At 69.2% G+C, this 26,264-nt stretch carries 27 protein-coding genes; 15 read left to right on the forward strand and 12 right to left on the reverse strand.

The annotated features are described in order from the left end of the window. Positions 1-9 precede the first annotated feature (9 nt). A complete protein-coding gene (gene ppc, locus NDI79_RS09670) occupies positions 10-2,703 on the forward strand; it encodes a phosphoenolpyruvate carboxylase (protein WP_310928262.1) in 2,694 nt (897 codons plus the stop codon). A 373-nt stretch (positions 2,704-3,076) separates the two neighbouring features. Here ppc and NDI79_RS09675 read toward each other — a convergent pair whose 3' ends face one another. After that, complete coding sequence (locus NDI79_RS09675) at positions 3,077-3,877, reverse strand: aldo/keto reductase (protein WP_310928263.1); 801 nt, start codon at positions 3,875-3,877, stop codon at positions 3,077-3,079. 121 nt (positions 3,878-3,998) lie between these two features. Between NDI79_RS09675 and NDI79_RS09680 the strand changes: the two genes are divergently transcribed. Beyond that, positions 3,999-5,342 (forward strand): saccharopine dehydrogenase family protein, encoded by a 1,344-nt coding sequence (locus NDI79_RS09680; RefSeq protein ID WP_310928264.1) that lies wholly within the window; start codon positions 3,999-4,001, stop codon positions 5,340-5,342. A 37-nt stretch (positions 5,343-5,379) separates the two neighbouring features. Here the strand turns inward: NDI79_RS09680 and NDI79_RS09685 are convergent, their stop codons facing one another. Beyond that, positions 5,380-6,150 (reverse strand): PHP domain-containing protein, encoded by a 771-nt coding sequence (locus tag NDI79_RS09685; protein ID WP_310928265.1) that lies wholly within the window; start codon positions 6,148-6,150, stop codon positions 5,380-5,382. Positions 6,151-6,345: 195 nt separating this feature from the next. Here NDI79_RS09685 and pyrG point away from each other — a divergent pair, with 195 nt between their 5' ends. The 5 genes from pyrG to NDI79_RS09710 all read left to right on the forward strand — a co-directional run bounded on the left by pyrG (position 6,346) and on the right by NDI79_RS09710 (position 11,986). Beyond that, on the forward strand, positions 6,346-8,007 hold the full coding sequence (gene pyrG / locus NDI79_RS09690; RefSeq protein ID WP_310928266.1) for a glutamine hydrolyzing CTP synthase: 1,662 nt from the start codon (positions 6,346-6,348) through the stop codon (positions 8,005-8,007). Next, on the forward strand, positions 8,007-8,924 hold the full coding sequence (gene guaA / locus NDI79_RS09695; RefSeq protein WP_310928267.1) for a glutamine-hydrolyzing GMP synthase: 918 nt from the start codon (positions 8,007-8,009) through the stop codon (positions 8,922-8,924). Before pyrG ends, guaA begins: the two co-directional genes overlap by 1 nt. Then, on the forward strand, positions 8,921-9,244 hold the full coding sequence (locus tag NDI79_RS09700; protein WP_310928268.1) for a DUF7126 family protein: 324 nt from the start codon (positions 8,921-8,923) through the stop codon (positions 9,242-9,244). Before guaA ends, NDI79_RS09700 begins: the two co-directional genes overlap by 4 nt. Positions 9,245-10,126: 882 nt before the next feature. Further along, positions 10,127-11,101 (forward strand): beta-ribofuranosylaminobenzene 5'-phosphate synthase family protein, encoded by a 975-nt coding sequence (locus tag NDI79_RS09705; RefSeq protein WP_310928269.1) that lies wholly within the window; start codon positions 10,127-10,129, stop codon positions 11,099-11,101. 48 nt (positions 11,102-11,149) lie between these two features. Further along, positions 11,150-11,986 carry an RAD55 family ATPase gene (locus NDI79_RS09710; protein ID WP_310928270.1) on the forward strand — a complete coding sequence of 279 codons (837 nt, stop codon included), beginning with the start codon at positions 11,150-11,152 and terminating at the stop codon, positions 11,984-11,986. A 28-nt stretch (positions 11,987-12,014) separates the two neighbouring features. Here the strand turns inward: NDI79_RS09710 and NDI79_RS09715 are convergent, their stop codons facing one another. After that, positions 12,015-12,824: an SDR family NAD(P)-dependent oxidoreductase gene (locus tag NDI79_RS09715; protein WP_310928271.1), complete on the reverse strand. Its 810-nt coding sequence runs from the start codon at positions 12,822-12,824 to the stop codon at positions 12,015-12,017. 107 nt (positions 12,825-12,931) lie between these two features. On the opposite strand from NDI79_RS09715, the gene NDI79_RS09720 reads away from it, so the two are divergent. The 3 genes from NDI79_RS09720 to NDI79_RS09730 are packed head-to-tail and all read left to right on the forward strand — an operon-like array spanning position 12,932 to position 14,760. After that, the gene (locus tag NDI79_RS09720; protein ID WP_310928272.1) at positions 12,932-13,915 is read left to right on the forward strand and encodes a CopG family transcriptional regulator; all 984 of its coding nucleotides are present in this window, start codon (positions 12,932-12,934) and stop codon (positions 13,913-13,915) included. A gap of 3 nt (positions 13,916-13,918) precedes the next feature. Beyond that, entirely contained in the window at positions 13,919-14,380 is a 462-nt protein-coding gene (locus NDI79_RS09725; protein ID WP_310928273.1) for a DUF8135 domain-containing protein, read from the forward strand. Positions 14,381-14,436: 56 nt separating this feature from the next. Then, the gene (locus NDI79_RS09730; RefSeq protein ID WP_310928274.1) at positions 14,437-14,760 is read left to right on the forward strand and encodes a transcription factor S; all 324 of its coding nucleotides are present in this window, start codon (positions 14,437-14,439) and stop codon (positions 14,758-14,760) included. 7 nt (positions 14,761-14,767) lie between these two features. On the opposite strand, the gene NDI79_RS09735 is transcribed toward NDI79_RS09730, so the two are convergent. After that, a complete protein-coding gene (locus NDI79_RS09735; protein WP_310928275.1) occupies positions 14,768-15,970 on the reverse strand; it encodes a glycoside hydrolase 5 family protein in 1,203 nt (400 codons plus the stop codon). A 311-nt stretch (positions 15,971-16,281) separates the two neighbouring features. Between NDI79_RS09735 and NDI79_RS09740 the strand changes: the two genes are divergently transcribed. Both NDI79_RS09740 and NDI79_RS09745 read left to right on the forward strand, forming a co-directional pair. Beyond that, entirely contained in the window at positions 16,282-16,614 is a 333-nt protein-coding gene (locus NDI79_RS09740; protein ID WP_310928276.1) for a hypothetical protein, read from the forward strand. Positions 16,615-16,689: 75 nt separating this feature from the next. Then, on the forward strand, positions 16,690-17,091 hold the full coding sequence (locus NDI79_RS09745; protein ID WP_310928277.1) for a hypothetical protein: 402 nt from the start codon (positions 16,690-16,692) through the stop codon (positions 17,089-17,091). Here NDI79_RS09745 and NDI79_RS09750 read toward each other — a convergent pair. Next, complete coding sequence (locus NDI79_RS09750; protein ID WP_310928278.1) at positions 17,070-17,690, reverse strand: alpha/beta hydrolase; 621 nt, start codon at positions 17,688-17,690, stop codon at positions 17,070-17,072. The genes NDI79_RS09745 and NDI79_RS09750 overlap by 22 nt on opposite strands. Before the next feature lie 52 nt (positions 17,691-17,742). Between NDI79_RS09750 and NDI79_RS09755 the strand changes: the two genes are divergently transcribed. Together NDI79_RS09755 and NDI79_RS09760 are read left to right on the forward strand one after the other, a co-directional pair. Next, the gene (locus tag NDI79_RS09755) at positions 17,743-18,594 is read left to right on the forward strand and encodes a PspA/IM30 family protein (protein WP_310928279.1); all 852 of its coding nucleotides are present in this window, start codon (positions 17,743-17,745) and stop codon (positions 18,592-18,594) included. Positions 18,595-18,689: 95 nt separating this feature from the next. Further along, complete coding sequence (locus NDI79_RS09760) at positions 18,690-19,919, forward strand: DUF7972 family membrane protein (RefSeq protein ID WP_484494542.1); 1,230 nt, start codon at positions 18,690-18,692, stop codon at positions 19,917-19,919. A 40-nt stretch (positions 19,920-19,959) separates the two neighbouring features. On the opposite strand, the gene NDI79_RS09765 is transcribed toward NDI79_RS09760, so the two are convergent. Both NDI79_RS09765 and NDI79_RS09770 read right to left on the reverse strand, forming a co-directional pair. Further along, positions 19,960-21,000: a dipeptide epimerase gene (locus NDI79_RS09765; protein ID WP_310928719.1), complete on the reverse strand. Its 1,041-nt coding sequence runs from the start codon at positions 20,998-21,000 to the stop codon at positions 19,960-19,962. Positions 21,001-21,004: 4 nt separating this feature from the next. Beyond that, a complete protein-coding gene (locus NDI79_RS09770) occupies positions 21,005-22,051 on the reverse strand; it encodes an N-acetyltransferase DgcN family protein (protein WP_310928280.1) in 1,047 nt (348 codons plus the stop codon). Between the two features lie 293 nt (positions 22,052-22,344). Between NDI79_RS09770 and NDI79_RS09775 the strand changes: the two genes are divergently transcribed. Then, positions 22,345-22,578, forward strand: a complete 234-nt coding sequence (locus NDI79_RS09775; protein ID WP_310928281.1) for a hypothetical protein — start codon at positions 22,345-22,347, stop codon at positions 22,576-22,578. A gap of 4 nt (positions 22,579-22,582) precedes the next feature. Here the strand turns inward: NDI79_RS09775 and NDI79_RS09780 are convergent, their stop codons facing one another. From NDI79_RS09780 to NDI79_RS09800, 5 genes are all read right to left on the reverse strand, one after another. Then, a complete protein-coding gene (locus NDI79_RS09780) occupies positions 22,583-23,479 on the reverse strand; it encodes a Vms1/Ankzf1 family peptidyl-tRNA hydrolase (protein WP_310928282.1) in 897 nt (298 codons plus the stop codon). Positions 23,480-23,692: 213 nt separating this feature from the next. Continuing rightward, positions 23,693-24,289, reverse strand: coding sequence for a putative glycolipid-binding domain-containing protein (locus NDI79_RS09785; protein ID WP_310928283.1), 597 nt, complete (start codon positions 24,287-24,289; stop codon positions 23,693-23,695). Between the two features lie 80 nt (positions 24,290-24,369). After that, positions 24,370-24,720, reverse strand: coding sequence for a DUF5802 family protein (locus tag NDI79_RS09790; RefSeq protein ID WP_310928720.1), 351 nt, complete (start codon positions 24,718-24,720; stop codon positions 24,370-24,372). Between the two features lie 110 nt (positions 24,721-24,830). Then, a complete protein-coding gene (locus tag NDI79_RS09795) occupies positions 24,831-25,139 on the reverse strand; it encodes a DUF7977 family protein (RefSeq protein ID WP_310928284.1) in 309 nt (102 codons plus the stop codon). Next, the gene (locus NDI79_RS09800) at positions 25,129-26,169 is read right to left on the reverse strand and encodes a zinc-binding dehydrogenase (protein WP_310928285.1); all 1,041 of its coding nucleotides are present in this window, start codon (positions 26,167-26,169) and stop codon (positions 25,129-25,131) included. Before NDI79_RS09800 ends, NDI79_RS09795 begins: the two co-directional genes overlap by 11 nt. Positions 26,170-26,264: the final 95 nt, after the last annotated feature.

Genomic DNA, 26,264 nt, shown 5'->3' on the forward strand with positions numbered 1-26,264 from the left:
GCCAGAGGCATGGAGTTACATGCCAGAGACGTCAGACAGGACGTCCGGGAACTCGGGGCACTTCTCGGCGACGTCTTGGAAGAACAGTCGTCGACGGAGTCGTTCCGGACGGTCGAGGAGATGCGGACGGCCGCCATCGACTACCGGAAGGGCGACACGGAGTCGCGCGAGCGGCTGAACCGGGTCATCGACAACCTCGACCCTCACGGCGAGAGCGTCGTCGCCCGCGCGTTCACCACCTACTTCGAGCTCATCAACCTCGCGGAGGAGCGCGAACGCGTCCGCACTATCCGGGAGGCGTCCCAAGAGGGCGACCTCGAGGACGGCCTCGTCGCCACCGTGGAGTCGTTCGCGGACGGCGACGCGGACCCCGAGACGGTCCAGCGCGTTCTCGACGACGTGCTCATCGAACCGACGTTCACCGCCCACCCGACGGAGGCGCGTCGGAAGACGGTGAAGGCGAAGCTCCGCTCCATCGCCGCGCGCATCGAAGACATGGACGAACGCCGCCTCACCGACCGCGAGCGGCAACAGCTCTGGCGGAAGGTCGACGCCGAGGTGACGAGCCTCTGGCAGACCTCGCAGGTCCGCGGCCGCCGACCCGAGCCGCAGGACGAGGCGCGCAACGTCCAGTGGTACCTCGAAAACATCCTGTTCGACGTCGTCGGGCAAGTGTACGCCGAGTTCGAGGACGTGCTGGCCGACGAGTACCCCGAAGTCGACGTACCGAAGCTGTTCGAGTTCCGCTCGTGGGCCGGGTCGGACCGCGACGGCAACCCCTTCGTCACGCCGGAGGTGACAGAAGACACGCTCGAACGCCAGCGCTCGGTCGTGCTCGGGAAGTACAGCGACGCCCTCAAGCGCCTCTCGGGCGTGCTCAGCCAGGACGGCACCCGCGTCGACGCCGGCGCGGAGTTCGAGCGCTCGCTCGTCGCCGACCGGGAGCGACTCCCCGTCGTCGCCGAGGAGACGGAGGAGCGCTACCCCAACGAGCCGTACCGCCAGAAGCTGAAGCTGATGCGCGAGCGCATCCGCCGCATCGAGGACGTCCGCCCCGACGGCTACGCGAACCACCACGAACTGCTGGAGGACCTCCGGGTCATCGACCAGAGCCTCCGGAACAACGGCGCGGAAGTCGTCGCCGACGAGTACCTGAGCCCGCTGATGCGGCAGGTCGACACGTTCGGCTTCACGCTGGCGAGCCTGGACCTGCGCGACCACCAGGAGAACCACACCGAGGCGGTCCACGAGGCGCTCTCCCAGCAGGGTATCGACTACTACGGCCGCGACGAGGCGGGCCGCACCGAGGTGCTGACCGAGGCCATCCTGCAGGAGGAACCGCTGCTCGACCTAGAGGACACCGAGGACCTCTCGGACACCGCCGCGCGCGTGCTGACCCGCTTCGAGAAACTCGGGGAGTGGCAGAAGGAGTACGGCGTCGGCGCCATCGACACCTACGCCATCTCGATGACCGAAGAGCCGAGCCACGTGCTCGAAGTGCTCTTCCTGGCCGACCAGGCGGGCGTCGTCTCCCTGCCGGACCACTGCGGCATCGACGTGGTACCCCTCCTCGAAACCGAGTCCGCGCTGAACGGCGCGCGGCGCATCATGGGGACGCTGTTCGAGAACGAGGCGTACGAGAAGGTGCTGGCCGCCCGCAACGGCGTCCAGGAGATAATGCTCGGCTACTCCGACTCGAACAAGGAGAACGGCTACCTCGCCGCCAACTGGGACCTGTACAAGAACCAGCGCCGCCTCGCGTCCATCTGCGACGACTTCGACGTGAAGATGCGCCTGTTCCACGGCCGCGGCGGCTCCATCTCCCGCGGCGGCGGCCCGATGAACGAGGCGATGCTGGCGCTGCCGAACGAGACGGTGACCGGTCAGATCAAGTTCACCGAGCAGGGCGAGGCCATCGCCGAGAAGTACGCCAACCCGCGCATCGCCGAACGCAACCTCGAACAGATGCTGAACGCGCAGGTCCGCTCGCGACACGAGGCCATCAGGGAACCCGAAGACCACGTCCCCGACGAGTGGGCCGACGCGATGGACACGATGGCGACGGCGGCGCGGGCCGAGTACAGGGACCTGTTGGAGTCCGAGGGATTCGTCTCCTACTTCGGGCAGGCGACGCCCATCGGGGTCATCGAGGACCTCAACCTCGGCTCCCGCCCCGCCTCGCGGTCCGGCGAGCGCACCGTCGAGGACCTCCGGGCCATCCCGTGGGTGTTCTCGTGGACGCAGTCGCGCTGTATCATCACCGGCTGGTACGCCCTCGGAACCGGGATTCAGGCCTACCTCGACGACGGCGGCGACGTGGAGACGCTCCGCGAGATGTACGAGGAGTGGCCGTTCTTCCGGACGACGCTCGACAACTCCTCGCTCGCCCTCGCGCGGACGGACTTCGACATCGCCGAGCACTACGCGGACCTCGCGGACGCGGAACTCCGCGAGCGCTTCTTCCCGCGCCTGCAGGACGAGTACGAGACGGCCCGCAGCATCGTCCTCGACGTGAGCGGCCGGGAGTCGCTCCTGAAGCGGCAGTGGCTGGACGAGAGCCTCCGCCGCCGCAACCCGTACGTCGACCCGCTCAACCTGCTGCAGACGCACCTGCTCTCGCAGACGCACCGAACCGAAGACGAGGAGCGGACGCTGCGGCTGACGGTGAAAGGCGTCGCCGCGGGGATGAAGAACACGGGCTGAGCGGCGAAGAGAGAAGAGACGCGTCGCTCGGGGCCGCGGCCGTCTGGTCTCCGCCGACGGCTACGGGGCTCTGATGTCGTACTGCGAACCGCACTCGGGACACGTGTTCCGCGTGGCTCGGTACTCCGATTTCAGTCGCCGGCGCACGCCCCCCGCGCGGACGCCTGTCGGATGCGTTGCCTCCACCTGTTGTCCGCAGTGCGGACACGCCACTACCGACATCTCCATACTGTGAAATCGACGACGTATATTTGTAAATCTTACTACCCTATCCGGACTTGTTAGGCCGTGAGAAGGTCGTTGTCGGCGAATGTGATTGTCGGTCAGAACGCGGTCGAAGGACCGCTTAAACGGGGGGGGAGTCGACTGCGCCTCAGCCGTGGTTCCACGGCGCCTCGTCGAAGTCGACGATGCGCGTGCGCTCTTCGATGCCGTCTATCTTTTCGACGTCTTCCTCCTCGAGTTCGAGGTCGAGGGCGCCGAAGTTCTCCTCGATGTGGTCGGAGGAGGCCGCCTTCGGGATGGCCGTGACGTTCTCCTTGGCCATCAGCCACGCCAGCGACACCTGCGCGGGCGTCGCGTCGTGCTTCTCCGCGACGTCCTGTATCTCCTCCACGTCGGCGACCTGTCCGCGCGCGATGGGGCAGTACGCGACGAGTTGGTGGTCGTGCTCGACGGCGAGTTCGTGCAGTTCTTCTTGGGGAAGCATCGGATGCATCTCGACCTGGTGGGCGTAGAGGGGGGCGTCGAGTGTCTCGATGGCCTCCTCTATCTGGTCGGGGCGGAAGTTGCTGAGGCCGACGCGGTCGACGAGGCCGTCGTCGACGAGTTCGTCGAGAGCGGGCAGCGTCTCCTCGGAGTCGTACGTGTTGAGCGGCCAGTGGACGTACAGCAGGTCGATGCTGTCGGCGTCGAGTTTCTCCGCGCTCTCTTTCGTCGTCGAAATCACGTCGTCGTGCGCGAGGTTGTCCGTGTCGAGTTTCGTCGCCACGAACACCTCGGACTCGTCGATGCCGGCGGCGTCGAGGCCCTCGGCGACGTACTCCTCGTTGTCGTAGCCCTGCGCGGTGTCGACGTGCTCGTAGCCCGTCTCCATCGCCTCCTCGACGGCGCGCGCGCACTCCTCTCGCTCGTCCATCTGGTAGGTGCCGAACCCGAGACTGGGGATGTCCATGCTCGGAGCCTCGCGCGCCGCCGTGTCAACGGCACCGGTCGCGGCAGCCGACTCGGGGTTCTCGCCGCCTCGAAGCGGCGGAGCCGGTACGAATAACCCTCCGACGACCCAACGGCGAACTATGCCCGACGACTCCCGGTTTCTCGTCTACGGCGCGTACGGCTACACCGGTCGCCTCGTCGCAGAGGAAGCGCTCGAGCGCGGACACGACGTGGTCCTCGCCGGACGCGACGAGATCAAGACCCGCGACCTCGCGGACGAACTCGACCTCCCCTACCGCACGTTCGAGGTGTCGCTGGCGGCGAACCAACTCGACGGTATCGACCTGGTGCTCAACTGCGCCGGCCCGTTCGACCGGACGGCCGACCCGCTGGTCGAGGCCTGTCTGGAGACGGAGACGCACTACCTCGACATCACGGGCGAACTCCCCGTCTTCGAGCGAGTCAAGCGCCGGAGCGACGAGGCCGAAGCGGCCGGCGTGACGCTGCTTCCGGGCGTCGGCTTCGACGTGGTCCCCACCGACTGCCTCGCGGCGCACCTGAAGGCCCGCCTGCCCGACGCGACGCATCTCTCCCTCGCCATCGAGTCCGACAGCACCGTCTCGCCGGGGACGTTGAAGACGGCGCTCGGCGGCATGACCGGCGGCGGCGCGGTGCGACAGGACGGCGAACTGCGCTGGGTGCCGGTCGCGCACAAGACCCGCGCCGTCGACTTCGGCGACGGCCTCCACCGCGCGGTCACCATCCCGTGGGGCGACGTGTCGACGGCGCACTTCACGACGGGCATCCCGAACGTCGAGGTGTACCTCTCCCTGCCGGCGGGCGCGCGGCGCGCCCTCGCGGCGACGAACTACCTCGGCGGAGCGCTCGACTCGACGGTCGGACAGTCCCTCCTGAACCGCCTCGTCGACCGCTACGTCGAGGGGCCGGACGAGGAGCAGCGAACGACGGGCGAGGCGCGCGTCTGGGGGGAGGTCCGCTCCTCGCGGGACCGCCTCGTCTCCCGCCTGCGGACGCCCGAGACGTACGAACTGACCGTGCAGGCGGCGCTGGCGTGCGTGGAGAAGACGCTCGGCGGCGAGGCGCCGACGGGCTACCAGACGCCCGCCGCGGCGTTCGGCCCGGACCTCGTCCTCGAACTCCCCGGCGTCGAGCGCATCGACCTCAAAGACGGGGAAGTCGTCGCGCGCGAGACCGGTCCGGACCGCGAGACGCCCGCGGCGACGGCCGACTCGGGACCGGGCGCGGATGGAACGGACGGCGCCGACGCCGCGGACGACCCGGACCTCGGCGCGGAGGCGGGCGCCGCGGACGGCGAGGACCACCCCGTCGAGGCGTCGGCGGCCGACCCCGGCGACGGCGAGGACGACGACGCGCCCAGTCCGCGCGCCGTCTCCGACGACACCTCGCCGGCGATTCGCCGCCGCGGGGACGCCTCGGGGACGACCGACGGCGAGGACGAGTAGCGGTACCTCACCTCACTTCGCCTTACCTCATCTCTCCTCACCGCTCCGGTCGCACCGGTTCGAGGCCGCGTTCGTCGGCGCACGCGCGGAGTTCGTCCGCGAGGGGGCCGACGCTCCCGGCGTCGTGGGCGTCCGACCCGAGCGTGAAGTCGACGCCGCGCGAATCGAGCACCTCGAAGAACTCGGGCGTCGGGTGGAACTCCCCGTAGTCGCGGCGGACCCGTCCGGCGTTCACCTCGGGCACCGTCCGGGAGTCGGCGAAGGCGTCGGCGACGCGTTCGTACTGTTCTCGGGTCGCGTAACCCCGGAGCGCGGGGTTCCGTTCTATCAGGTCCGGGTGAGCGGCTATCTCGAACAGCTCCGATTCGACGAGCGAGACGAGTTTCTCGAAGTACGCTTCGACCAAGTCGCGGCGGCGCGACTCGGGGAGGGCGGCGAAGTGGTCGACGGCGTGGACATTCGCGCCGTCGAGGGCGTGGACGCTCCCGATGGCGTAGTCGAAGTCCGCGTCGGCGAGGAACGAGCGTATCTCGGTCTCGTGACCGGGTTCGTAGTCCACCTCGGCGGCGTCGAACACGTCGAGGTCGAAATCGCCCCGGAGCGAGTCGATGGCTTCGCGGCGGCGGTCGTACGTCGCGTCGAAGTTGAACCCGTACTCGCGGCGGAACCGGACGGCCCACTCGGCGGGTAACACCATGCAGTGGTCGGCGAACCCGACGCCGTCGAGTCCGGCCGCCTCCGCGGCGGCGAGCATCGACCGGAGGTAGTCGCCGTCGGAGTACGTCGAGTGCGTGTGGTAGTCGTACACGGTCGTCGGTCGCTACGGCGCCCCGCGGGTAGTAGCTTCCGTCGCTCGATTCGGCGGCGGCGCCTCCGCACCCGCAGTGTAACGTCCGAAACGGGGAGTTCCGAATCACCTCCCGCGAGCGCCGAAACGTGGTGAATCTTGGCAATGTATCGGTCGCTCCGAAACGGTTTTGAAGTGCGCTGGCACACAGTCGGTATGCCGAAGGAACCCGAAACCGGGTACGACCCGTCGCTGGGTCGGAAGTTCATTTTCGTGACGGGAGGCGTGATGTCGGGGCTGGGCAAGGGCATCACCGCCGCGAGCACGGGGCGCCTGCTCTCGAACGCCGGGTTCGACGTGACCGCGGTGAAGATAGACCCCTACCTGAACGTCGACGCCGGGACGATGAACCCGTACCAGCACGGGGAGGTGTATGTACTGAAAGACGGCGGCGAGGTGGACCTCGACTTGGGGAACTACGAGCGCTTCCTCGGCGTCGACATGACGTCGGACCACAACGTGACGACGGGGAAGACATACCAGCACGTCATCCAGAAGGAACGCGCCGGCGACTACCTCGGGAAGACCGTCCAGATAATCCCGCACGTCACCGACGACATCAAGCGACGCGTCCGCGAGGCCGCGGAGGGGTCCGACGTCTGCATCATCGAGGTGGGGGGTACCGTCGGCGACATCGAGGGGATGCCGTTCCTCGAATCGCTCCGCCAGTTCGCCCACGAGGAGGACGACGGCGACATTCTCTTCACGCACGTCACCCTCGTCCCCTACTCGAAGAACGGCGAGCAGAAGACGAAGCCGACGCAGCACTCCGTGAAGGAACTGCGGAGCATCGGCCTGCAACCCGACATCCTCGTCGGTCGCAGTCCGGACAAACTCGACCCGGAGACGAAAGAGAAGATAGCCCTGTTCTGCGACGTGCCCACGGAGGCGGTGTTCTCGAACCCCGACGTGGAGGACATCTACCACGTCCCGCTGATGGTCGAAGAGGAGGGCCTCGACGAGTACGTGATGGAGCGTCTGAACTTGGAGGAAGAGGCGCTCCCGCCGGCCGAACGCTCCCAGCGGTGGCGCGAACTCGTCACGCGCGACCGCCAGCAGGAGATAGACGTCGCCCTCGTCGGCAAGTACGACCTCGAAGACGCGTACATGTCGGTCAACGAGGCGTTGAAGCACGCGGGCATCGAGACGCGGACGGACGTGAACGTGCTCTGGGTCGACTCCGACGAGATGCTCGACAGACACACGGACCGGCTGAAGGAGGCCGACGGCGTCGTCGTCCCCGGCGGATTCGGGACGCGCGGCACCGCGGGCAAGATAGAGGCCATCCGCTACTGCCGCGAGAACGACGTTCCCTTCCTCGGCCTCTGTCTCGGCTTCCAGATGGCCGTCGTCGAACACGCGCGTCACGTTCTCGGCCACGAAGACGCCCACTCCGCCGAACTCGACCCCGACAGCTCCTACCCGGTCATCGACCTCCTGCCCGAGCAGTACGAGACCGAGGAGATGGGCGGGACGATGCGCCTCGGCGCCCACGAGACGGACATCTCGGAGGGCTCTCTCGCCGCCCACGTCTACGGCGGCACCGTCTGCACCGAGCGACACCGCCACCGCTACGAGGTGGCGCCCGAGTACATCGACGAACTGGAGGACGGCGCGCTGACGTTCTCCGGGCGGGCGAACAACCGGATGGAGATCGTCGAGCGAACCGACCACCCGTACTTCCTCGGCACGCAGTTCCACCCCGAGTTCCGCTCGCGCCCCGACCGCGCGAGTCCGCCGTTCGTCGGGTTCGTGGAGGCCGTCCTCGGCGAACTGGACGCCCGTGAACTGGTCGCCGACCGGGAGGTGCAGGCGTAATGGTCGACGCCGAATCGTTCATCGACGAGGCCACCGAGGAGATTTCGGAGAAGGTGGGCGACGCCCACGCCATCATCGCCCTCTCGGGCGGCGTGGACTCCTCCGTCGCCGCCGCTCTCGCCTACCGCGCCATCGGCGACCAACTCACGCCCGTCTACGTCGACACCGGTCTGATGCGGAAGGGCGAGACCGAGGGCATCCGCGAGACGTTCGACTACATGGACTCTCTCAGAGTGGTCGAGGCCCAGGAGCGCTTCCTCGACGCCCTCGCGGGCGTGACCGACCCCGAGGAGAAGCGGAAGGTCATCGGCGAGCAGTTCATCCGCGAGTTCGAACGCGAGGCGAGAGACACCGACGCCGACTACCTCGTGCAGGGGACCATCTACCCCGACCGCATCGAGTCGGAGGGCAACATCAAGTCCCACCACAACGTCGGCGGCCTGCCGGACGTGGTGGACTTCGAGGGCATCGTCGAACCCGTGCGCGACCTGTACAAAGACGAGGTGCGCGAGGTGGCCCGCGCCCTCGACTTGGAGGAGGTCGTCTCCGAGCGGATGCCGTTCCCCGGCCCCGGCCTCGCCGTCCGCGTCGTCGGCGAGGTGACGGCGGAGAAAGTCGAGGTGGCCCGCGAGGCGTGCCACGTCGTCGAGGAGGAACTGGAGGAGTACGACCCGTGGCAGGCGTTCGCCGCCGTCGTCGGGAAGGGAACCGGCGTGAAGGGCGACAACCGCGTCCACGGCTGGATCGTCGCCGTGCGCTCCGTGGAGTCGCGCGACGGCATGACCGCGCGGGCGCAGGAACTGTCGTGGGAGACGCTCCAGCGCATCCAGTCGCGCATCACGGGACAGAACGACAACGTCGCGCGCGTCGTCTACGACGTAACACACAAGCCGCCGGCCACCATCGAGTACGAATGACCGTGCTTCTAACAGGCCCAGACGAAAACGGACTCGGCGATGCGCTCTCCGACCTCGGCGTCGACGTGGTTCGCGTCGACGGCATCGCGACGCGCGACACCATCGCCGACGCGGGGGTCGACACCGCGGACACCCTCGTCCTCACGGACATGGACGACGCCTCGGTCATCCCCGTGGCGCGCGAGGCGAACCCCGACATCCGCGTGGTCACCTACTCGCGCGACTCCCTCCCGGAGTACGCGCGCGGACAGGCCGACCTCGCCGTCGACCCGGACCTCCTCGCGGCCGACGTGGTCGCGGAGGAACTCGTCGGCGCGTAGAAAGCGAACGGCGGGCGACTCGGAGTCGCCGCCCGACTCGACCAGAATCGGTTCGAGGCGGTCTCGGCCGCGTCGGCCGACCGCGCCGCCTCCCGTCCCGTTTCTATCGGACCCTCGTTCCCGTCAGCGGCGTCCTCGTACGTTTCGACGAACGACTCAGTTCCGGTGCGGAGCCTCTTCGTCTGTCGCACACTCGCGGCTCAGGACTCGACCGCCCTAACTTCGGGCCGGCGAGGGCAGGCGGGGCCGGAAAGGGAAAATCGGGGGACGAGACGACGTGCGCACGACGGGCGTCAGACGACCCGCCGGATTAAACCACAGTTAATCGTATCTTTGGCGCAATATGCGGTTGAATCCGGGTTCAGGGTCGCCCCGGTTGAAGTAGTTCCCGTCCCAAGCGAGAAACGCGGTGACCGAGGAGCGTCCCGACGCGACGCACCGCCGGCCTGTCCCGCGCGGCGGTGCGACATCCGTCACACCCGCTCCCGACCGCGCTTCACCGCGGCCGGACGGCGACACGCGACCCCGCGGCCCACAGTGAGTCGCGAGGGTCGACGCGCGGCTAACTCGAACGCGCGCTCCCGTCCGTCTCGGCTCCGAGCGCGACTGCGCTCCGTCCCCGCGGAGCGACGAACCCCGTGCGCCGGACCGCGACCCGACCCCGTCGGGGCGGTCCGACGGCACTACAGGCAGACCGAGGCACCCACCCTCACCCGCTAACCCCCACCCCGCTCACTCCGGCTTCGGCCCTCGATTCGCGGCCGCTCGGGTTCGCCAGACCCGCGACGGACGAGCGATCCAGATAGCTTCATCCCGGCACCGACGCCGGTTCCGCTTGCCACCGCCGAAACCGACATACTCGGCGGTCCGGTAGTTCGCCCGATGAGTCGCGTCCGCGTCTCGACCGGCGCCCGCCTGCACTTCGGCTTTCTCAACCTGAGTCTCGCTCACGAGCGACTGTACGGCGGACTCGGCGTCGGACTCGACGAACCCCGGACCGTCGTCGCCGCCGAACCGGCGGACGGCGTCGACTGCGCGGACCCGGACGCCCGCCGCTACGCCGAACGCGCCGCCGAACTCCTCGACGTTCCCGGCGCCGCCGTCTCGGTGGAGTCATCGCTCCCCCGACACGTCGGCCTCGGCAGCGGCACGCAACTCGCGCTGGCCGTCCACGCGGCCGTCGCCCGCGCCCACGACCGCGACCCGCCGGTCCGGTCGGCCGCCCCCCGCCTCGGCCGCGGCGGCCGGTCGGGCATCGGCGTGGGAACGTTCGAACGGGGCGGCGTCCTCGTCGACGCCGGCCACCCCACGGCGCGCTTCACCACCGACCGGCCCGCCGACGGCGAGTGGTCCGTCCCGGCCGTCGCCGTCCGCCACGACGTGCCCGACGAGTGGCGCTTTCTCCTCGTGATTCCCGACGCCGACCCCGGCCGGAGCGGCGAGGAGGAGGACGAGGGGATGCGCGCCGCGGTCGAACGCGCCGACCCCGACGCGGCCGACCGCATCTCGGGCGTGCTCTCGCGGCGCTTCCTCCCCGCCGTCGCCGACGGGAGCGCCGCGCGCTTCGGCGCGGCCGTCGCCGAAATCGGCCGCCTCAACGGCGCGTGGTACGCCGACGAACAGGGCGGCGTCTACCGCCCGCCGGTCGGCGGACTCGTCGCGGCGCTGGAAGAGGACCCCGCCTGCTACGGCGCCGGGCAGTCGTCGTGGGGGCCGGCCGTCTACGCCGTCACCGACGCCGCGCACGCCGACGAGGCGCGCGAGGCCGGGGCGGCGGCGCTCGATTCGGCGGGCGTCGACGGCGACGTGCGGGTCGTTCGCGGCCGAAACGACGGCGCCGACGTCGCGGAGCGCTGAGCCGCGCCGGCGAAACGGTTAACGGACCTGACTGTGTTCCTATCGGATATGGACAGCATCCCGTTCGGCGTCTCCCGCTTCGACCGCATCGTCGGCGGCGGCGCACCGCCCGGTTCGGTCGTCCTCCTCGTCGGCGAACCCGGCGCCGGCGCCCGCGAGTTCATGTTCACCAGCGCGACGATGAACGCCGTTCACGACGTCGACGGCGACCTCTTCGAACTCTACTACGGCGACCTACACGGCGGGTCGACGCCGCCGCCGGAGGTCCATTACCTCTCTTTCACCGCCGACGAGGCGAACCTTCGACGGGAGATGTCGTACGTGTTCGAGGAGTCCCTCGTCGACGCCGCGACGGAGGGCATCCGGTTTCACGACTTCTCCGCGGAGTACTTCCGGCCGAGTCCCATCCCCCGCGAGTGGTACGCCGGGGAGGCGACGACGCTGCAGGACCTCGGAGAGCGACACAACCGGGTCCCCGTGCTCACCGCTCTCGGCAACTACCTGAGCGACCACGCCGCCGGCAACCTCGTCGTCATTGACTCGCTGACGGACCTCGTCGCGGCCATCTCCGACGAGATGTCGTTCCACGACATCTCGATGGTAATGCGGGGAATCAGCAAGGCGGCGCACCGTTGGGGCGGTCTCATCCTCGCCCTCGTCGGACGAGACACGCTCGAACGCACCGACCTCGGACACCTGATGGACGCCGTCGACGGGACGCTCCAGTTCCAGTGGGACACCGGGGGCTCGAAGCGCGCGCGGACGCTCGTCGTCCAGGAGTTCCGCGGGGTGCTCTCGCGCCTCGAATCAGAGGACATCGTCCGGTTCGAGACGCAGATTCACGACGCCGGCTTCGACGTGAGCGACGTGCGGAAGATTCGGTGAGAACGCCCGTCCCGCCGCGACGACCCGCTCAGACCTCCGGCGGTTCGAAGGTGTGCGGCGGGCCGGTCGGCGCGATGGTCTGCCCGGTGACGAAGGAGGCGGCGTCGCTGGCGAGGAATCGAATCGCGTCGGCTATCTCGTCCGGTCGGCCGACCTCCCGGTCGGCGCCCTCGCGTTCTGGCACCTCTTCGAGGCCGAGTTGCTCGCGGACCGGCGGCGTCGCGACGAACCCGGGTTCGACCGCGTTCACGCGCACGTCGTCGCCGGCCCACTCGGCGGCGAGCGTCCGCGTGAGGGCGCTGACGCCCGCCTTCGCGGCGCTGTACGGTCCCATGCCGGCGACGCCGTAGCGACCGGCCATGCTGGCGGTGTTGACCACCGCGCCGCCGTCCTCGCGGAGGGCGTCGGAGAAGGCCGTCGTGACGTTGTAGACGCCGGTGAGGTTCACGTCGACGACGCCGTCCCAGCCGTCGCTCTCGACCTCGTGTAGCGGACCCCCCGACCCCGCTCCGCCCGCGTTGTTCACCAGGAGGTCGACGCCGCCGAACTCCTCGACGGTGGCCTCCGCGAGGGCCGCGACCGAGTCGCGGTCGGTCACGTCGCACTCGACGGCGAGGGCCGACCCCGGGACGTCCGCGCCGTTCAGTTCCTCGGCCACCGACTCGACGTCGTCGCGCGTGCGCGAACAGACGACCACGTCCGCGCCGTCCGCGACGAACGTCTCGGCGACGGCGCGCCCGATTCCGCTGGACGCCCCCGTGACGACGGCCGTCTCGCCGGCGACGCTCGATAGTTCCCGAATCGACTCCCGCGTCCGGATTCCGCTTTCGTCTGCCATCCTCCCCGCTATGTGAGTCCCGCCGAAAAGCCGAGTGGCCACACATACCAAATTAAAAACAAATATATCGGTAACGTTTAAGTCAGAACGGCGTAATGTTCGGACCAATGGGAGGGGAACGAGCGGAGACGAAACCGGCGGGGGAGGAACTGGAACGGTGGGTCGACCGGAAAGCGGCGGAACTGGACGTCGACCGCGCCGAGGTGGTCGAACGCGCCCTCGCGGCGTACCGCGTACTCGACGCGGGCGGAGACGCACTGCGGCGCGACGCCGCCGACGGCGCGGCGTCGGACGGCCTCGAAACCGAACTCGCCGACCTCGGGGCCAGAGTGTCGGACCTCGAAGCCGAACTCGACGAGAAGGTGACGGACCTCCGAGAGCGGGTCATCCAGGTCAAACGCGAGGCGGACCGGCGCGCGTCGGCGGGCGACGACCGGCCCGACGCCGAAGCGGCGGCGTCCCCGGGAGCGCACGAGGCCGTCTCGGACCTCGGGGAGTCGCTGTCGACGCTGGAGTCGCGCGTCGAGGCCGGGTTCGAGAACTACGAGGAGGTGCTGGAGTACCTCGTCGGCGCCGCCGAGGAGAGCGACGAGAAACTCGACGCGGTGGCAACCGCCGTCGTCGACCTGCGGCGGCGGGTCGCAGAACGGGAACGCGCCGACGCCGAGCGGTCGGCGGCGGCCGAACTCAAGCGGGCGGCGAACCGCGAGGGCGTCGTCCGCGCCGACTGCGAGGCGTGCGGCGAGTCCGTCGCTCTCGCCCTCTTGGAGGCGCCGTACTGCCCGCACTGCGGGGAGACGTTCGACGGCGTCCGCGCGCGGAGCGGTCTGCTCCCGTTCGGGTCGGCGACCCTCACGACGGGTCGCCGGCCGGCGCTGGAAGGGGCGACGGAGACGGCCGACGACCCGACCGAGGCGCCGTTCGCCGACGCGGACGGAAACGCGGTGAACAGCGGGGAAGCGGACGCCGGGACGGCATCGGAAACGGCGGAGGAGTCGGCGGAATCGGCCGACCGGACCGAGTCGACGGCGCCGGCCGAGTCGGACGCGCCGCGCGAGGTGGCCGAACCGGCCGAGGCGGGCGGGAACTGACCGATGGGAGACGACACCGACGACCCCCTGTCGGACCTCGCCGGCCGCGTCGGACGGCGGCGCGCGGAGCGAGCGGAGTCGGACGACGGAGAGTCGCCCGACGCGTCGCCGTTCGAGTCGATGGCCGTCGAGTCGGTGGACCCCGAGACGCTCTGGGCGGAGTTGGCCGACGCCGATGCTGACGCCGACGCCGCACCCGCCGGCGGCGCCGGTCGCGCCGAAGCGGTCGAGGGCGCGTCGGGGGAGGCCGACCACGTCGTTCCCAAGCGGTCGTTCTGCCAGTCCTGCCCGCACTTCGCGTCCCCGCCGGCGTTCGCCTGCACCCGCGCGGGCACGGAGATAGTCGAAGTCGTCGACGCCGACCGGTTCCGGGTGCGGAACTGCCCCGTGGCCCGCGGGGCGGAGGCGGACTCGGACTCGGGGGCGGGGTCGGACCGGGATTCGGACCCGCAGAACCGCCGGTAGCGTGCCGCCCGCGAGGAGGCGTGCGACATTAGTGTCCGAAGCGGCTACGCGGACGCATGCAGTTCTGCGAGGAGTGCGGTTCGATGATGCACAACCGGGACGGCGAGATGGTCTGTTCGAGTTGCGGCGCCACGCAGGAACAGGACACCGACCGCGCCGCGGAGTTCGTCTCCACCGAGGCGCAGGACGACTCTGACGTCATCGAGACCGAGGAGGGCGCGGACTTCGAGGGGAAACCCACCGCCACGGACGTGACCTGCGAGGAGTGCGGGCACGGCGAGGCGTGGTACACGATAAAACAGACCGGGGCGGCCGACGAACCGCCGACGCGCTTCTTCAAGTGCAAGAACTGCGGGCGGCGGTGGCGCGGCTATAACTGAGTTCCCCCTACTCCGACCCGACGCGCCCCGTCCAGTCCGGCCGAATCTCCGGCGCCTCCCAGTCGCCGGACCCGGCGAGCGCACGCGCCCCCTCCAGCGAGTAGACGCCGCCGTCCTCGGTGAACACGCCGTTGATGCGGCCCATCGACCGCACCTTGAGGTTGTACGCCGGGTTCAACATTAGCTGCCAGAAGAAGTCGCCGTCGATGTCGCTGTCGCGGACGATATCGGCCAGCGAGTCGTAGTTCGGCAGCATCTTGTCCGGCGGCCCGACGCGCGTTCGCTGCCACTCGGTCAGCCAGACGGGCTTTCCTACCTCCGCGGCGAAGTCCGAGGCCTCCCCGAGTTTCTGCCGCATCTGGTCGGCCGTCGGCGGCAGGTTGTGGTGGAACTGCAGCACGTCGATAGCGTCGGCGTACTGGCGGTTGAGTTCGAGGCTCTTACAGCCGACGGTGAGCGGCACCGTCGGGTGCGCCTCGCGCGCGACGCGGAGCATCTCCCGCACGAACGCGACGCGGTGGTCGAGTTCGCCGGGTTCGTTCATGACTTCGATTGCGAGGAGGCCCTCGTGGTCGCCGTACCGCTCCGCGAACCAGCGGACGAACGCCGCCGTCTCCGCCCAGCGCCCGCGGTTTCGGAGCACCGCGCCGCCCGGCGACCGAATCGGGACGTTCCGGGCGACGTTCGCCGGCGTCGGGTCGGTGCCGATGCTCTCGAACAGCATCGGGAGCACGGCGATACCGCGGTCGGCGGCCGCGGCGAGGAAGTGGTCGAACCGGTCGCGGAACGCCGCCGGGTCCTCCTGCCAGACGGTGTAGCTTGCGAACACGCGGAGGGAGTTCAGCCCGAGGTTGCTCGCGAACGTCAGGTCGCGCTCGATTTCCGCCGGCGCGTAGCGGTCCCACATCTGGTAGTGGTTGAACACCCGGTAGGGCAGGTACACCGCCCCCCGGACGTTCGAGAGACCGTCCCCCGTCAGCGACGGCGACGGCTGTTCGGTCATCGTCGACGCCGGCGTCTCCGTCTCCATCTCGGTTTCGCGGGCCGTCGCCGTCCCCCCGGACGGCGCCGCGTCCGACGACGCTTCCGTCGCGGCGGCGACGATAGCGTCGCTCCCCGTCGATCCGACGCATCCCCCGAGTGTCGCGATTCCCCCGGCGCCCAGGGCCGCGAGGACCCCTCGGCGCGATACCCCCTCTGTGTCGTCCATCGACTGACGAACCGCACCGCGATTGTAAGGTGGCGCACGCTAGCCACATTGTGGAATCCCGAACGGTCGGCTAACTGTATAGTCACCGCTCGCCGGCCGTGCTCTCGACACCTCCGCCCCGCCGTTCGTGCCGTCACCGATACGCCCCGAATACAAGTAGTTTTTCTTACTAATTTTGACAGTACGTTCTCGAAATAGTGCCTGTAGAGCGATAGGCGACCGCCGGGGCCGACGGTACAAGAGGATACCGAAATTCGGCGGAGAGACGCGGCAACAAGGCATTTCACCCGTCCGTCCGAGCGTCGAACAGCATGCCCGAATACACCCTGCACGTGCCGTCGATTCGCGGCGCGACCACCGAGGCGCCCAACATGCCCTACGAGGAGAGCGACTTCCCGATGGACGACCTCGCCGACATCGACGACTACTACCTCCTCTCCACGTCCGGCATTCCGCCGGAGGGCTTCGAGGACCTCGAACTCCCCGTCTGCCACGTCGACCAGCGACTCAGCCTCCCCCTCCTGAAGCGCGCCCTCGACGAGATAGAGACCATCGACGACATCGACCCCGAGACGAAGACGGAGACTATCGACATGATCCACGACCTCGGGGAGTGCTTCCCGAACGACGGCCTCGGCGAGTAGTTCGGCGCGCGATTCCCCGCCGTCCGACGTTCTCGCGACCGACACGCTCTTGTCAGCTATGTACTAGTTCGAGCTATGGCCCTCCGCGAACGGTTCCGGACCCGACTGCGGCCGTGGCACGGCGTGATGGCCGTCGTGTTCCTCGCCGCGACCGCGTGGTCCCTTCGGAGACCGCCGACGCCGACGAACGTTCTGATGGCCGTCGTCGGCGGTCTGACCGGTCTCCTGGTGTTTCAGTTCACCGTCGGCAACGTCTGGGCGTACGCCGTGGAGTACCGCAACACGGGCGGTCGCTGGACCGACCTCCCGTTCGTCGCGCCGTTCGCCGTCGCGGCCGCCGGCGCCGGGGGGACGTACCTGTGGACGTCGAGCGTCGCTGCGGCCGGGTGGGCGGCGTTCTGGACGTTCGCCGTCGCCGCGGCCGTCGTCGCCCTCGTCGCTTGGCTCTCGGTCGGCTACCGCGAGGCGTCGGGCTGAACCCACGGGACGAGGAAGTCGGCGACTCGGTCGGCGACCTTCCCCGACTGGCCGACGAAGAAGTGGTCCGCGTCGAGTTCGACGACCGACTGCTCGAACTCGCGGGCGCGGTCGGCCACCGACGCCGCGTCGGCGACGTCGTCGCGCGTCCCGTACACCACCTGCACCGGGACGGGTATCTCCTCGAAGGCGGCCGTCACGTCGGACCCGTCCGGGAGTCCGCTCGCCGGCGCGAGCGCGGAGACGGCCTCGACGTCGGCGCCGTCGGCCGCGGTCGACAGCGCGACGGCCCCGCCGAAACTGAACCCGAACAGGCCGACGCGGTCGTACCGCTCGGCCGCCCACTCGACGGCGCGGGCGGCGTCCGCGCGTTCGCCGCGCCCCTCGTCCCACGGGCCGTAGTCGAACCGCAGGCAGTCGACCCCTCGCTCGACGAGTTCGCCCGCGACGGCGACGAGGCGTTCGTCCCCCCGGTGGCCGCCCTGCTGGGGGTGCGGCGGGCACGCGACGACGGCGGCGGTCGAGTCGGCGTCCGAGTCGGCCGTCTCCAGCGTTCCGCGCACCTCGCGGCCGCCGGGGACGAGAATCGTCTCGCTCACGCGACCCCTTGGCCGCGTGAGGTTTTAAGGCCAGCGTGACTAATTTAGGCCCATGGGAATCCTCTCACGCACCTCCTACGTCATCCGCTCGAAGATAAACGCCGTCCTCAATCGGTCGGAGGACCCGCGGGAGACGCTGGATTACTCCTACGAGAAGATGCGCGACGAACTCCAGCAGGTCAAACAGGGCATCGCGGACCTGACGACCCAGAAGAAGCGACTGGAGATACAGAAGCGTCGCCTCGAGGAGAACGTCGAGAAACACAACGAACAGGCCCGCGAGGCGGTCCGGCAGGACCGCGACGACCTGGCGACGCGCGCCCTGGAGAAGAAGCAGGCGAAGATGAACCAGATAGAGGAGTTGGAGACGCAGATAGCCAACCTCCAGGAGACGCAGGACAACCTCGTCGACAAGAAGAACGAACTCCAGAACCGCATCGAGGAGTTCCGCACGAAGAAGGAGACGATGAAGGCCCGCTACGAGGCGGCGGAGGCCTCCACGCGCGTCTCCGAGGCGATGTCCGGCGTCGGCGACGAGATGGGCGACGTCTCCCGCGCCCTCGAACGCGCCGAGGACCAGACCGACGATATGGAGGCGCGGTCGGCGGCGATGGACGAACTCGCCGATACCGGGGCGTTCGACGACGCGATGTCCGACAAGGACTCCATCGACCGCGAACTGGAGTCCGGTCGGTCGAACGCCGAGGTGAACACCGAACTGGAGACGCTGAAGGCCGAGATGGGCAAGTCGTCGGCGGACGCCGGGAGCGACGCGGCGGACGCGGACGCGGAGGCCGAGGCGACGAGCGACGCGGACGCCGACGCGGAACTCGAGGAGATGGACGTCTCCGACGAGGACGTCGAGGCGGAACTGGAGGAACTGAAGAACGAGGACGACTCCTGAGACCATTCGCCGTCGGCCCCCGCTTCTCCCGAGTTTCCGCGCGCTCGAACGACCGCGAGGCCTTTACGTCGTCTCCCGGAAGGGACGTGTGAGCGATGCCCGACGACGAGGCGGCGGCGGAAGCCGGCGACGGCGAGCGCAGCGGTTCCGCGGGCGGGCGGTCACCCGCGGCGGCCGGCGACTCCGGGGCGACGGACGCCCGACCCGACGGCGGGGACCCTCAGTCCGGGGACGGAGGCGAGGAGCGCGAAGACGAACACGGAGAGGAAGAGGAAGGTTCCCACTCAGACGAGGACAGCCGCGACGAGGGACCGAGCGACACGATGCGCGAACGCGCGGGCGAGAACCGCGTCAAACTCTGGTTGCTCCTCGACGCCAACCGGTGGTTCATCGCCATCCTGCCGCTATCGGTGGTGTTCGTCGCCGTCGTCGTCTTCGGCGTCCTCGACCCCGCGCCGTTGGTGTCGGCCGTCGAGTCGGGCGACCCCATCGAGACGCTGTTTCAGGCGTTCGTCACCGCGACCATCACCGGCGTGACGCTCGTCGTCTCCATCAACTCCCTCGTGCTCTCGCAGGAACTCGGTCCCCTCGGCGACCAACGGGACCGAATGGAGGGGGCGATGGCGTTCCGCGCGGACGTCGAGGACGACTTGGAGGTGCCCGCCGCGCCGCCGGAACCGTCGGCGTTCCTCCGCGCCCTCGTGGAGGCGGCCCAGAACCGCGCGGAGGACCTGCGCGAGGCGGCCGGCGAGAACGGGGAGACCGAAGAGGGGGTCTCGGCGTACGTCGACGGCCTCGTCGCGCACGCCCGAACCGTCTCCGAGGAACTCGAAGACGAGCAGTTCGGGACGTTCGACGTGCTGTTCGCCGCCTTGGACTTCAACTACTCGTGGAAGATATACGAGGCGCGGCGGCTCAAACACGAGTTCTACGATAGCCTGAGCGAAGACGCGCGCGAAGCCCTCGACGACGTGGTGAACACGCTCACCTACTTCGGCCCCGCCCGGGAGCACTTCAAGACGCTGTACTTCCAGTGGGAACTCATCAATCTCTCCCGGGCGATGCTGTACGCGGCCGTCCCCTCGCTGACCGTCGCCACGTCGGCCATCCTCTTCTTGGACAACCCCGACAGCATCGTCGGGATGACGTTCGGCGTCCACAACCTCACCTACGTCGTCGCCTTCGCCGCGGCGGTGTCGCTGCTGCCGTTCGCCGTCCTGCTGTCCATCATGCTCCGCATCGCCACCGTCGCCAAGCGGACGCTCTCCATCGGGCCGTTCATCCTGCGCTCGGCGAGTCGGAGCGAGGACTTGGACTGGGAGTAGCGGTGCGGCGCGGAGCGGGGGGCCGACCGGGGCAAGCGGTTCAGTCCGCCCGGCGCGCCCCGGTCCCGCTCCGATTCAGCTCTCGGAGCCGAATCTCGCCGTCTTCGACGGGAACGCCCTCGTAGTCGTCCTCACCCAAGAGGAGGGCGCCGTCGAGGTCCGCGTAGTCGAGGAGGGGCGCGAGGTGACAGGCGGCGGCGATGGCGGCGTTCGACTCGATCATACAGCCGAGCATCACCTCCAGTCCGTGCGCGCGGGCGGCGTGTATCATCCGCGTCGCCTCCGCGAGGCCGCCGCACTTCATCAGTTTCAGGTTCACGATGTCGACGCGGTCGGCCACGCGCGGCACGTCCGAGAGCGTGAGACAGGACTCGTCGGCGGCTATCGGGAGCGCCGAGCGCTCGTAGACGAACTTCAGCCCCTCGGGGTCCGACGCCGGAACCGGTTGTTCGACGAACTCGACGCCGTACTCGGCGAGCGTCTCCGACATCCGGACGGCCTCGCGGGGCGTCCACGCCTCGTTGGCGTCGACGCGAATCGTCGCCTCCGGCGCCGCCTCTCGCACGGCCTCTACTATCTCCTCGTCGCGGTCGGTGCCGAGTTTCACTTTCAGCACCGGATAGCCCGCCTCGACGGCGTCCTCGGTCTTCTCGCGCATCGCCTCCGTCTCGTCGAGGCCGACGGTGAACGAGGTGGGCGGCGCCTCGTCGGGGTCGAGCCCCCACTGGCGGTAGAGCGGCACGCCCAGTCGCTTCGAGGCGAGGTCGTGGAGGGCTATCTCGACGCCCGCGCGGGCGGCGGGGTTGTCGGCGACGCGTTCGCGCATCTTCCGCTCGATGCGGGCGACGCCGTGCGGGTCGCCGACGGACTCGACCGCCTCCAGGAGGTCCGGGAGGACGGCCTCGACGGTGTCGGCCGTCTCGCCGTAGTGCGCCGAGGGCGCCGCGGCGCCGACGCCGGTCATCCCGCCGTCGTCGGTGATGCGCACGACGACGTTCTCCGCCTCCGTCTGCGTGCTCCGCGAGATGGTGAACTCGTCGGCGAGCGGGTAGGACACCCGCTCGAACTCCGTCGTCAGCAGCACGCTACTCCTCCAACACCGCGTCCAGCACCTCGTCGGCGTCGAAGCGGACGATGTCCGCGGCGGGCGCGCCGAGTTCCCCGGCGTAGTCGTCGACGGCCTCGCGGGCCGCCCCGTCGTCGTCCAGATGCGAGGTGTTCAACGCGCCGGCGACGACGCTCCCCTCGTGGACGGGCGCCGACAGCGACTCGTAGAGGTCGACGTACTCCGATACCGAAGGAAGCTCGAACGACTCGTAGCCGTGGATGGCCTCGCGGCCCGCCTCGTGGCACAGCACCATCGCGTCGGGCATCGCGCCGTGGAGGATGCCGCAGGTGACCGCGGAGTAGGCGGGGTGGACGATGCTGCCCTGCCCCTCGACGAACAGCACGTCGTAGTCGTCGCCGACCTCCAGAATCATCTCTTCGACGGCGCCGGCGGTGAAGTCCGAGACGACGCGGTCGACGGGGTTGCCCCACCCCGATATCATGATCCCCGTCTGGCCCGTCGGGATGAATCCCGCGTCGACGCCGCGTTCGCGCGCCGCTTCGAGGAGTTCCAAGGAGACGGTCATCTTCCCCACCGAGCAGTCGGTGCCGACGGTGAGGACGACGTCGGCGTCCACCTCGCCCGCGCGGCCCTGCGACACCGAGAGGTCGTCGTGCGGTCTCCGCACGTCGTTTATGTCGACCCCGTGTTCGGCGGCGAGGTCGGCGAACTCCTCGTCGTCGTTCAGGAAGTAGTGGAGGCCGGAGATGAGGTCGCAACCGCGTTCGATGGCGGTCCGCACGTCGTCGCGCCAGGACTCGTCGAACCCGCCGCCGATGGGGGCGATGCCGACGAGGAGGGCGTCCGCCTCGGGGGCGTCGTCCATCGAGGCGACGATGGGCACGTCGGGCAGGTCCGCGCGGTGGTCCCGCGCGGAGGTGCCGGGGTTGTCTCGGTCGAGGACGGCGACGACGTCGTAGTCGGCGTACTTGAGGACGCCCGTCGCCGTCTTCGCCCGGTCGGGGAACTTCTCGTGCGCGAGGACGACGACCCGGCGGGAGTCGCCGTCTGCTCCTGTAGTCATATCCCGAGACGATGACGACGAGGGGCTTAATTTCGGGTGGTTCGGCGGGCCGCAGGAGCGACAAATAGGCGCGGCCGCGCCCGTCCGTCTCCCGGCCCCATCGCATAAGCACGCGGCGCCCCGAGAACGTTACTGAAATGCCGATATCCGTCACATCGAGCGTCCTGGCAGCGGTGTTGAGTTTCCTCGTCGTCGCCGTAGCCACCTACGTCACGACGAGCGTCCTGAGCGATGGATCGAGCGTGGCGTACTAGCTCGTCACCGCCGCCATCACGTCCGTCGTCTGGTCCGGAGTGACGTACCTGATATCCGGCTTCGTGAGCGTCGACGGCTACGTGTTGGCGCTCGGACCCGCCCTCGCCGTCGTCGCGTACGTCCTCACGGTCGACCTGCTCTACGAGAAGGGCATCGTGCAGGCCGCCGCCATCTCGCTCGGCACGTGGACCGTCTCGTTCGCCATCCTCTACGCCGCCGCCTACCTCGGCTACAGTTCGTTCCGAGCGCTCGGCGTGCCTCCGGGACTCTGAGACCTCATAATCGGTACAGCCGCGTCGTCCAGAACTCCCGAACCGCCTCCCGAAGCGCCTCTTCCGGTTCGCCCGAGGCATCTACCGTCGCCACCCGGTCGGCCATCGGTCGGAAGTCGCCGAGCACCGTCCGCTCGCCGAGGACGACGAGTCCGTCGGCGGCGTCCTCGTGCGCCGCCAGCGCCTCCTTCGCCCTGTCGAGGTGGTTGTCCACCTGTTCGTCGCGCCGGCGCTCGAAGCGCGCCTGCGAGAACCCGCCCTTCGAGTGGGCGTTCATCACGTCCGACTCCACCTCGTCGACGAGCGTCAGGGAGTCGCCGTCGTAGACGCCGAGGGCGAACAGGTCCGAGCGAACGAGGGCGACGCGGACGGGTTCGGTCGGAGAGAACCACGAGCGCTCCAGTCGGAACCCCTCGCCCCACTCTGCGAACGGGTCCGGCGGCGTCGGGGCGTCGAGGGCGACGGAGACGACGCCGGCGTCGTCGGTGAGACAGACGCACGGCGCGGCCCGGCGGACGAGGGCGGCCCTGTCGCCGAACGCCTCGGCCGCGTCGTCTGGCACGTCCTCGCGGACGACGGCGGAGAACGCCCCCTCGGGGCCGGTGGCGACCGATTCGAGTCGGGAGAGCACCTCCGTCAGGCGCTCCCCGCGGAGGTCCTCGGTCCCGCGGAAGTCGAGTTCCGCCTCCTCGTCGCCGCCGAGTCTCTCGACTCTGTCCTCCAACTCCGTGACACGGTCTTCGAGGCGGTTGACCTCCTTCTCGGCCCGTTGGCGCTCGCTGGCCGCCTCCGAGCGGCGCTCCTCCTCGGCCTCGGCGCGGCGTTCGAGGTGTCGCTTCTCCTCCTCTAACTCCTCGATGCGCGCCTTCAGTTCAGCCCGCCCCAGCAACTCGTCCAGCATCTCGGTACGAACGCGCGGACGCGGCGCACTTGAACGTGCTCCTCTTCGAAGTCGTCTTTCGGAGGTGTGATCCGAGCGTCACTCCGATCACTGCCGCGAACATCTCGAAAGCCCCGAGTCCAGCGACTCGCCCCTTTCAGTCCCGCCCGCGCGGACCGTTCGGTAGTCGTCGCGGGTGCGGGAAATCGGCGTCTATCGAGAGGGAGGCGGTCGCTATTCGAGGGGCGGACTCCTGACGCGGCGGAATAGGCCGGGGTAGTCGCGGACGACGCCCGCGGCGTCGACGCTCACCGTTGCGGTGAATCCGCTCGCGAGACTCTCGTAGCGGTACCGGCCTCCGTCCCCCGTCTCGTCGGCGAGGCGGGTGTACCGCTGTTCCGCGCGCGACACGTCGAGGGTCCGAGGGTCGAGGTAGGCGACGGCTATCGTCTCCGACTCGCCGGGGGCCAAGCCGAGGCGTCGCACCGGAAGCGTGTTCGTCAGGGGCGTCACCGCGATGTCCACGTCGACGCAGCCGTCGAGTTCGGGGACCGGGTCGCGGTCGACGGTCCAGGATCCGCCGTCGACGGCGAGCGAGAGCGATGCGGACGCCGCGGCGTCATCTCGGCCGCCGACGTCGAACCGGTCGACGCGAACCGCCTCGGTCCGGAACTCCTCGTCCGTCCGGACTCGGTACCTGACCCGCGCGGCGTCGCCATCTGAACCGACCGTGACGACGAGTCCGTCGGCGCGGAGCGACGGCGTGAACGCGACAGCGCAGTCCTCGAATCCGACCGCGTCGGTCGGCTCCCAGCAGTAGTGCGAGTACACGGGGAACGCTCCACGGAGTCGGTATTAAAACGCGTGAGCCGCGCTCGGACCGCCGGGCGCGCCGCCTCGACCACTCGACTTCAGGTCATCGCGGCGTCGTCGTCGAAGTCGTACCCCGCGTAGCGGAGCAGTTCGTTCGCTCGCTCCGGTTTCGCTAGGAGCACGTCCCGGTCGTCCGGGAGGTTCGACCCCGCGAAGTCTCGGGGGATGGCCAGCGTGCCGGAGGGGACCCCCTCGTCGCCGACGACGGGGAAGTGCCCGGTGTCGAGTTTCATCACGAGGGGCACGTCGAGGCGGACGAGGTCGGCCTCGGCGTACAGTCGCTCGTTGACGTGCGTGTGGTCGGTTCTGTGTATCGCGGGGACGTCGCCGTCGTACGGTTCGACGTAGAGGCGACCCAGGTAGTAGCCGCTTGAAAACTGTTCGAACATTCTGTGCATGTGAATCACACACAGGATATGACATAAGCTTTGTCGCAAAGCTACATACCGTCGCGCAAACAGAGCGGTCGCCGCGCCCGAAACGCGGGCCGGAGTCGCCGTCAGTCCTCCCGGTCGCCGCGCGTCGCGCCGGTCATCGACCAAACGGCCGTGAGGCCGAGCACCCCGGCCGGCACGAGGGGAAGGATGAGCAGGGCGACGGTGTAGGGGATGCCCACGGCCGCGAACACCGACGGGTCGAGGTAGATGATACCCGGCACGACCAGCGTGCAGAGCACCAAGACGGCGACGAGTCCCCAGCCTCTCGTACCGAACCCGACGGCCTCGGGTTCCTCGCGACTCGCGTCGGTGCCGGGCGCGCCGCCGGGTCGGTGGACGTATCCGCCCGCGTCGTCGTCCTCAGAGCTCACTGTCTGGGATTACCACCACCTTGCCAAAGCCCTCACGGTTCTCTATCATCTCGTGGGCGCGCGCCGCCTCGCTCATCGGAAGTGTTTCGCGGATTCGCGGCTCGAAGGTGCCGTCCCAGACGTGCCGGAGTGCCTCGTCGGCCTGTCCGGGCGTCGCCATCGTCGACCCGATGACCGAGAGCTGATTCCAGAAGATGCGGTTGAGACCGGCGTCGGGGTTCGGACCCGTCGTCGCCCCGCAGGTGACGACTCGGCCGCCCTTCCGGAGACTCTTCAGGGAGTCTTGGTAGGTGTCGGCGCCGACGTGGTCGACGACCATGTCGACGCCGCGCCGACCGGTCTTCTCGCCGACGACGTCGGCGAAGTCGTCCTCGTCGTAGTTGATGACGTGGTCCGCGCCGCACTCGCGGGCGTACTCCAGTTTCTCGTCCGTCGACGCCGTCGCGAACACCTCGGCGCCCGCGTGGTCGGCTATCTGGACGGCCGCGTGGCCGACGCCGCCGGACGCGCCGAGAACGAGGACGGACTCCCCCGAGCGGAGTTCGCCGCGGTCGCGGAGCATCCGCCACGCGGTCTGAAACACCAGCGACGCCGACCCCGCCACCTCCCAGTCGACGCCCTCCGGGACGGGCACGAGGTTCGCGGCGGGGACGGCCGCGTACTCCGAATGGACGCCGCGGACGTGTTCGCCGATGATGTGGAAGTCGTAGGAGAGCGTCGGGTCGCCTTTCCGGGAGAACTCGGTGTTATCGCCGGCGACGCCCGCGATGAGCGCCACCCGGTCGCCGGAGTCGAAGCGCGTGACGCCCGGTCCGACTTCCTCGACGACGCCCGCCATATCGCTGCCCGGCACGTGCGGCATCTCCAGGTCGATGCCGGGCATTCCGCGCCGCGTCCAGATGTCGAGGTGGTTCAACGCCGCCGCCTTCACGTCGACTACGACTTCGCCGCGTCCCGCTTCCGGGTCCGGGAAGTCGCCGTACTCGATGACGTCTCGGTCGCCGTGTTCCGCGAATTGGACAGCCTGCATGGTCACGCCATCGCACGGCACCGGCAAAAGCCCCCGTTTCGGCGAACACCCTATCCCCGAACAGACGGCCGTCGAATCCGGTCGGTGCCGGTCGG

The sequence above is a fragment of the Halogeometricum sp. S3BR5-2 genome, assembly GCF_031624635.1.
GTDB lineage: Archaea > Halobacteriota > Halobacteria > Halobacteriales > Haloferacaceae > Halogeometricum > Halogeometricum luteum.

Excerpts from the sequence above, each read along its gene's own strand:
- ppc (WP_310928262.1), top strand. The coding sequence starts at position 10 with ATGGAGTTACATGCCAGAGACGTCAGACAGGACGTCCGGGAACTCGGG.
- NDI79_RS09675 (WP_310928263.1), bottom strand. The coding sequence starts at position 3,877 with ATGGACATCCCCAGTCTCGGGTTCGGCACCTACCAGATGGACGAGCGA.
- NDI79_RS09680 (WP_310928264.1), top strand. The coding sequence starts at position 3,999 with ATGCCCGACGACTCCCGGTTTCTCGTCTACGGCGCGTACGGCTACACC.
- pyrG (WP_310928266.1), top strand. The coding sequence starts at position 6,346 with ATGCCGAAGGAACCCGAAACCGGGTACGACCCGTCGCTGGGTCGGAAG.
- guaA (WP_310928267.1), top strand. The coding sequence starts at position 8,007 with ATGGTCGACGCCGAATCGTTCATCGACGAGGCCACCGAGGAGATTTCG.
- NDI79_RS09700 (WP_310928268.1), top strand. The coding sequence starts at position 8,921 with ATGACCGTGCTTCTAACAGGCCCAGACGAAAACGGACTCGGCGATGCG.
- NDI79_RS09705 (WP_310928269.1), top strand. The coding sequence starts at position 10,127 with ATGAGTCGCGTCCGCGTCTCGACCGGCGCCCGCCTGCACTTCGGCTTT.
- NDI79_RS09710 (WP_310928270.1), top strand. The coding sequence starts at position 11,150 with ATGGACAGCATCCCGTTCGGCGTCTCCCGCTTCGACCGCATCGTCGGC.
- NDI79_RS09715 (WP_310928271.1), bottom strand. The coding sequence starts at position 12,824 with ATGGCAGACGAAAGCGGAATCCGGACGCGGGAGTCGATTCGGGAACTA.
- NDI79_RS09720 (WP_310928272.1), top strand. The coding sequence starts at position 12,932 with ATGGGAGGGGAACGAGCGGAGACGAAACCGGCGGGGGAGGAACTGGAA.
- NDI79_RS09725 (WP_310928273.1), top strand. The coding sequence starts at position 13,919 with ATGGGAGACGACACCGACGACCCCCTGTCGGACCTCGCCGGCCGCGTC.
- NDI79_RS09730 (WP_310928274.1), top strand. The coding sequence starts at position 14,437 with ATGCAGTTCTGCGAGGAGTGCGGTTCGATGATGCACAACCGGGACGGC.
- NDI79_RS09735 (WP_310928275.1), bottom strand. The coding sequence starts at position 15,970 with ATGGACGACACAGAGGGGGTATCGCGCCGAGGGGTCCTCGCGGCCCTG.
- NDI79_RS09740 (WP_310928276.1), top strand. The coding sequence starts at position 16,282 with ATGCCCGAATACACCCTGCACGTGCCGTCGATTCGCGGCGCGACCACC.
- NDI79_RS09745 (WP_310928277.1), top strand. The coding sequence starts at position 16,690 with ATGGCCCTCCGCGAACGGTTCCGGACCCGACTGCGGCCGTGGCACGGC.
- NDI79_RS09755 (WP_310928279.1), top strand. The coding sequence starts at position 17,743 with ATGGGAATCCTCTCACGCACCTCCTACGTCATCCGCTCGAAGATAAAC.
- NDI79_RS09760 (WP_484494542.1), top strand. The coding sequence starts at position 18,690 with ATGCCCGACGACGAGGCGGCGGCGGAAGCCGGCGACGGCGAGCGCAGC.
- NDI79_RS09770 (WP_310928280.1), bottom strand. The coding sequence starts at position 22,051 with ATGACTACAGGAGCAGACGGCGACTCCCGCCGGGTCGTCGTCCTCGCG.
- NDI79_RS09780 (WP_310928282.1), bottom strand. The coding sequence starts at position 23,479 with ATGCTGGACGAGTTGCTGGGGCGGGCTGAACTGAAGGCGCGCATCGAG.
- NDI79_RS09790 (WP_310928720.1), bottom strand. The coding sequence starts at position 24,720 with ATGTTCGAACAGTTTTCAAGCGGCTACTACCTGGGTCGCCTCTACGTC.
- NDI79_RS09800 (WP_310928285.1), bottom strand. The coding sequence starts at position 26,169 with ATGCAGGCTGTCCAATTCGCGGAACACGGCGACCGAGACGTCATCGAG.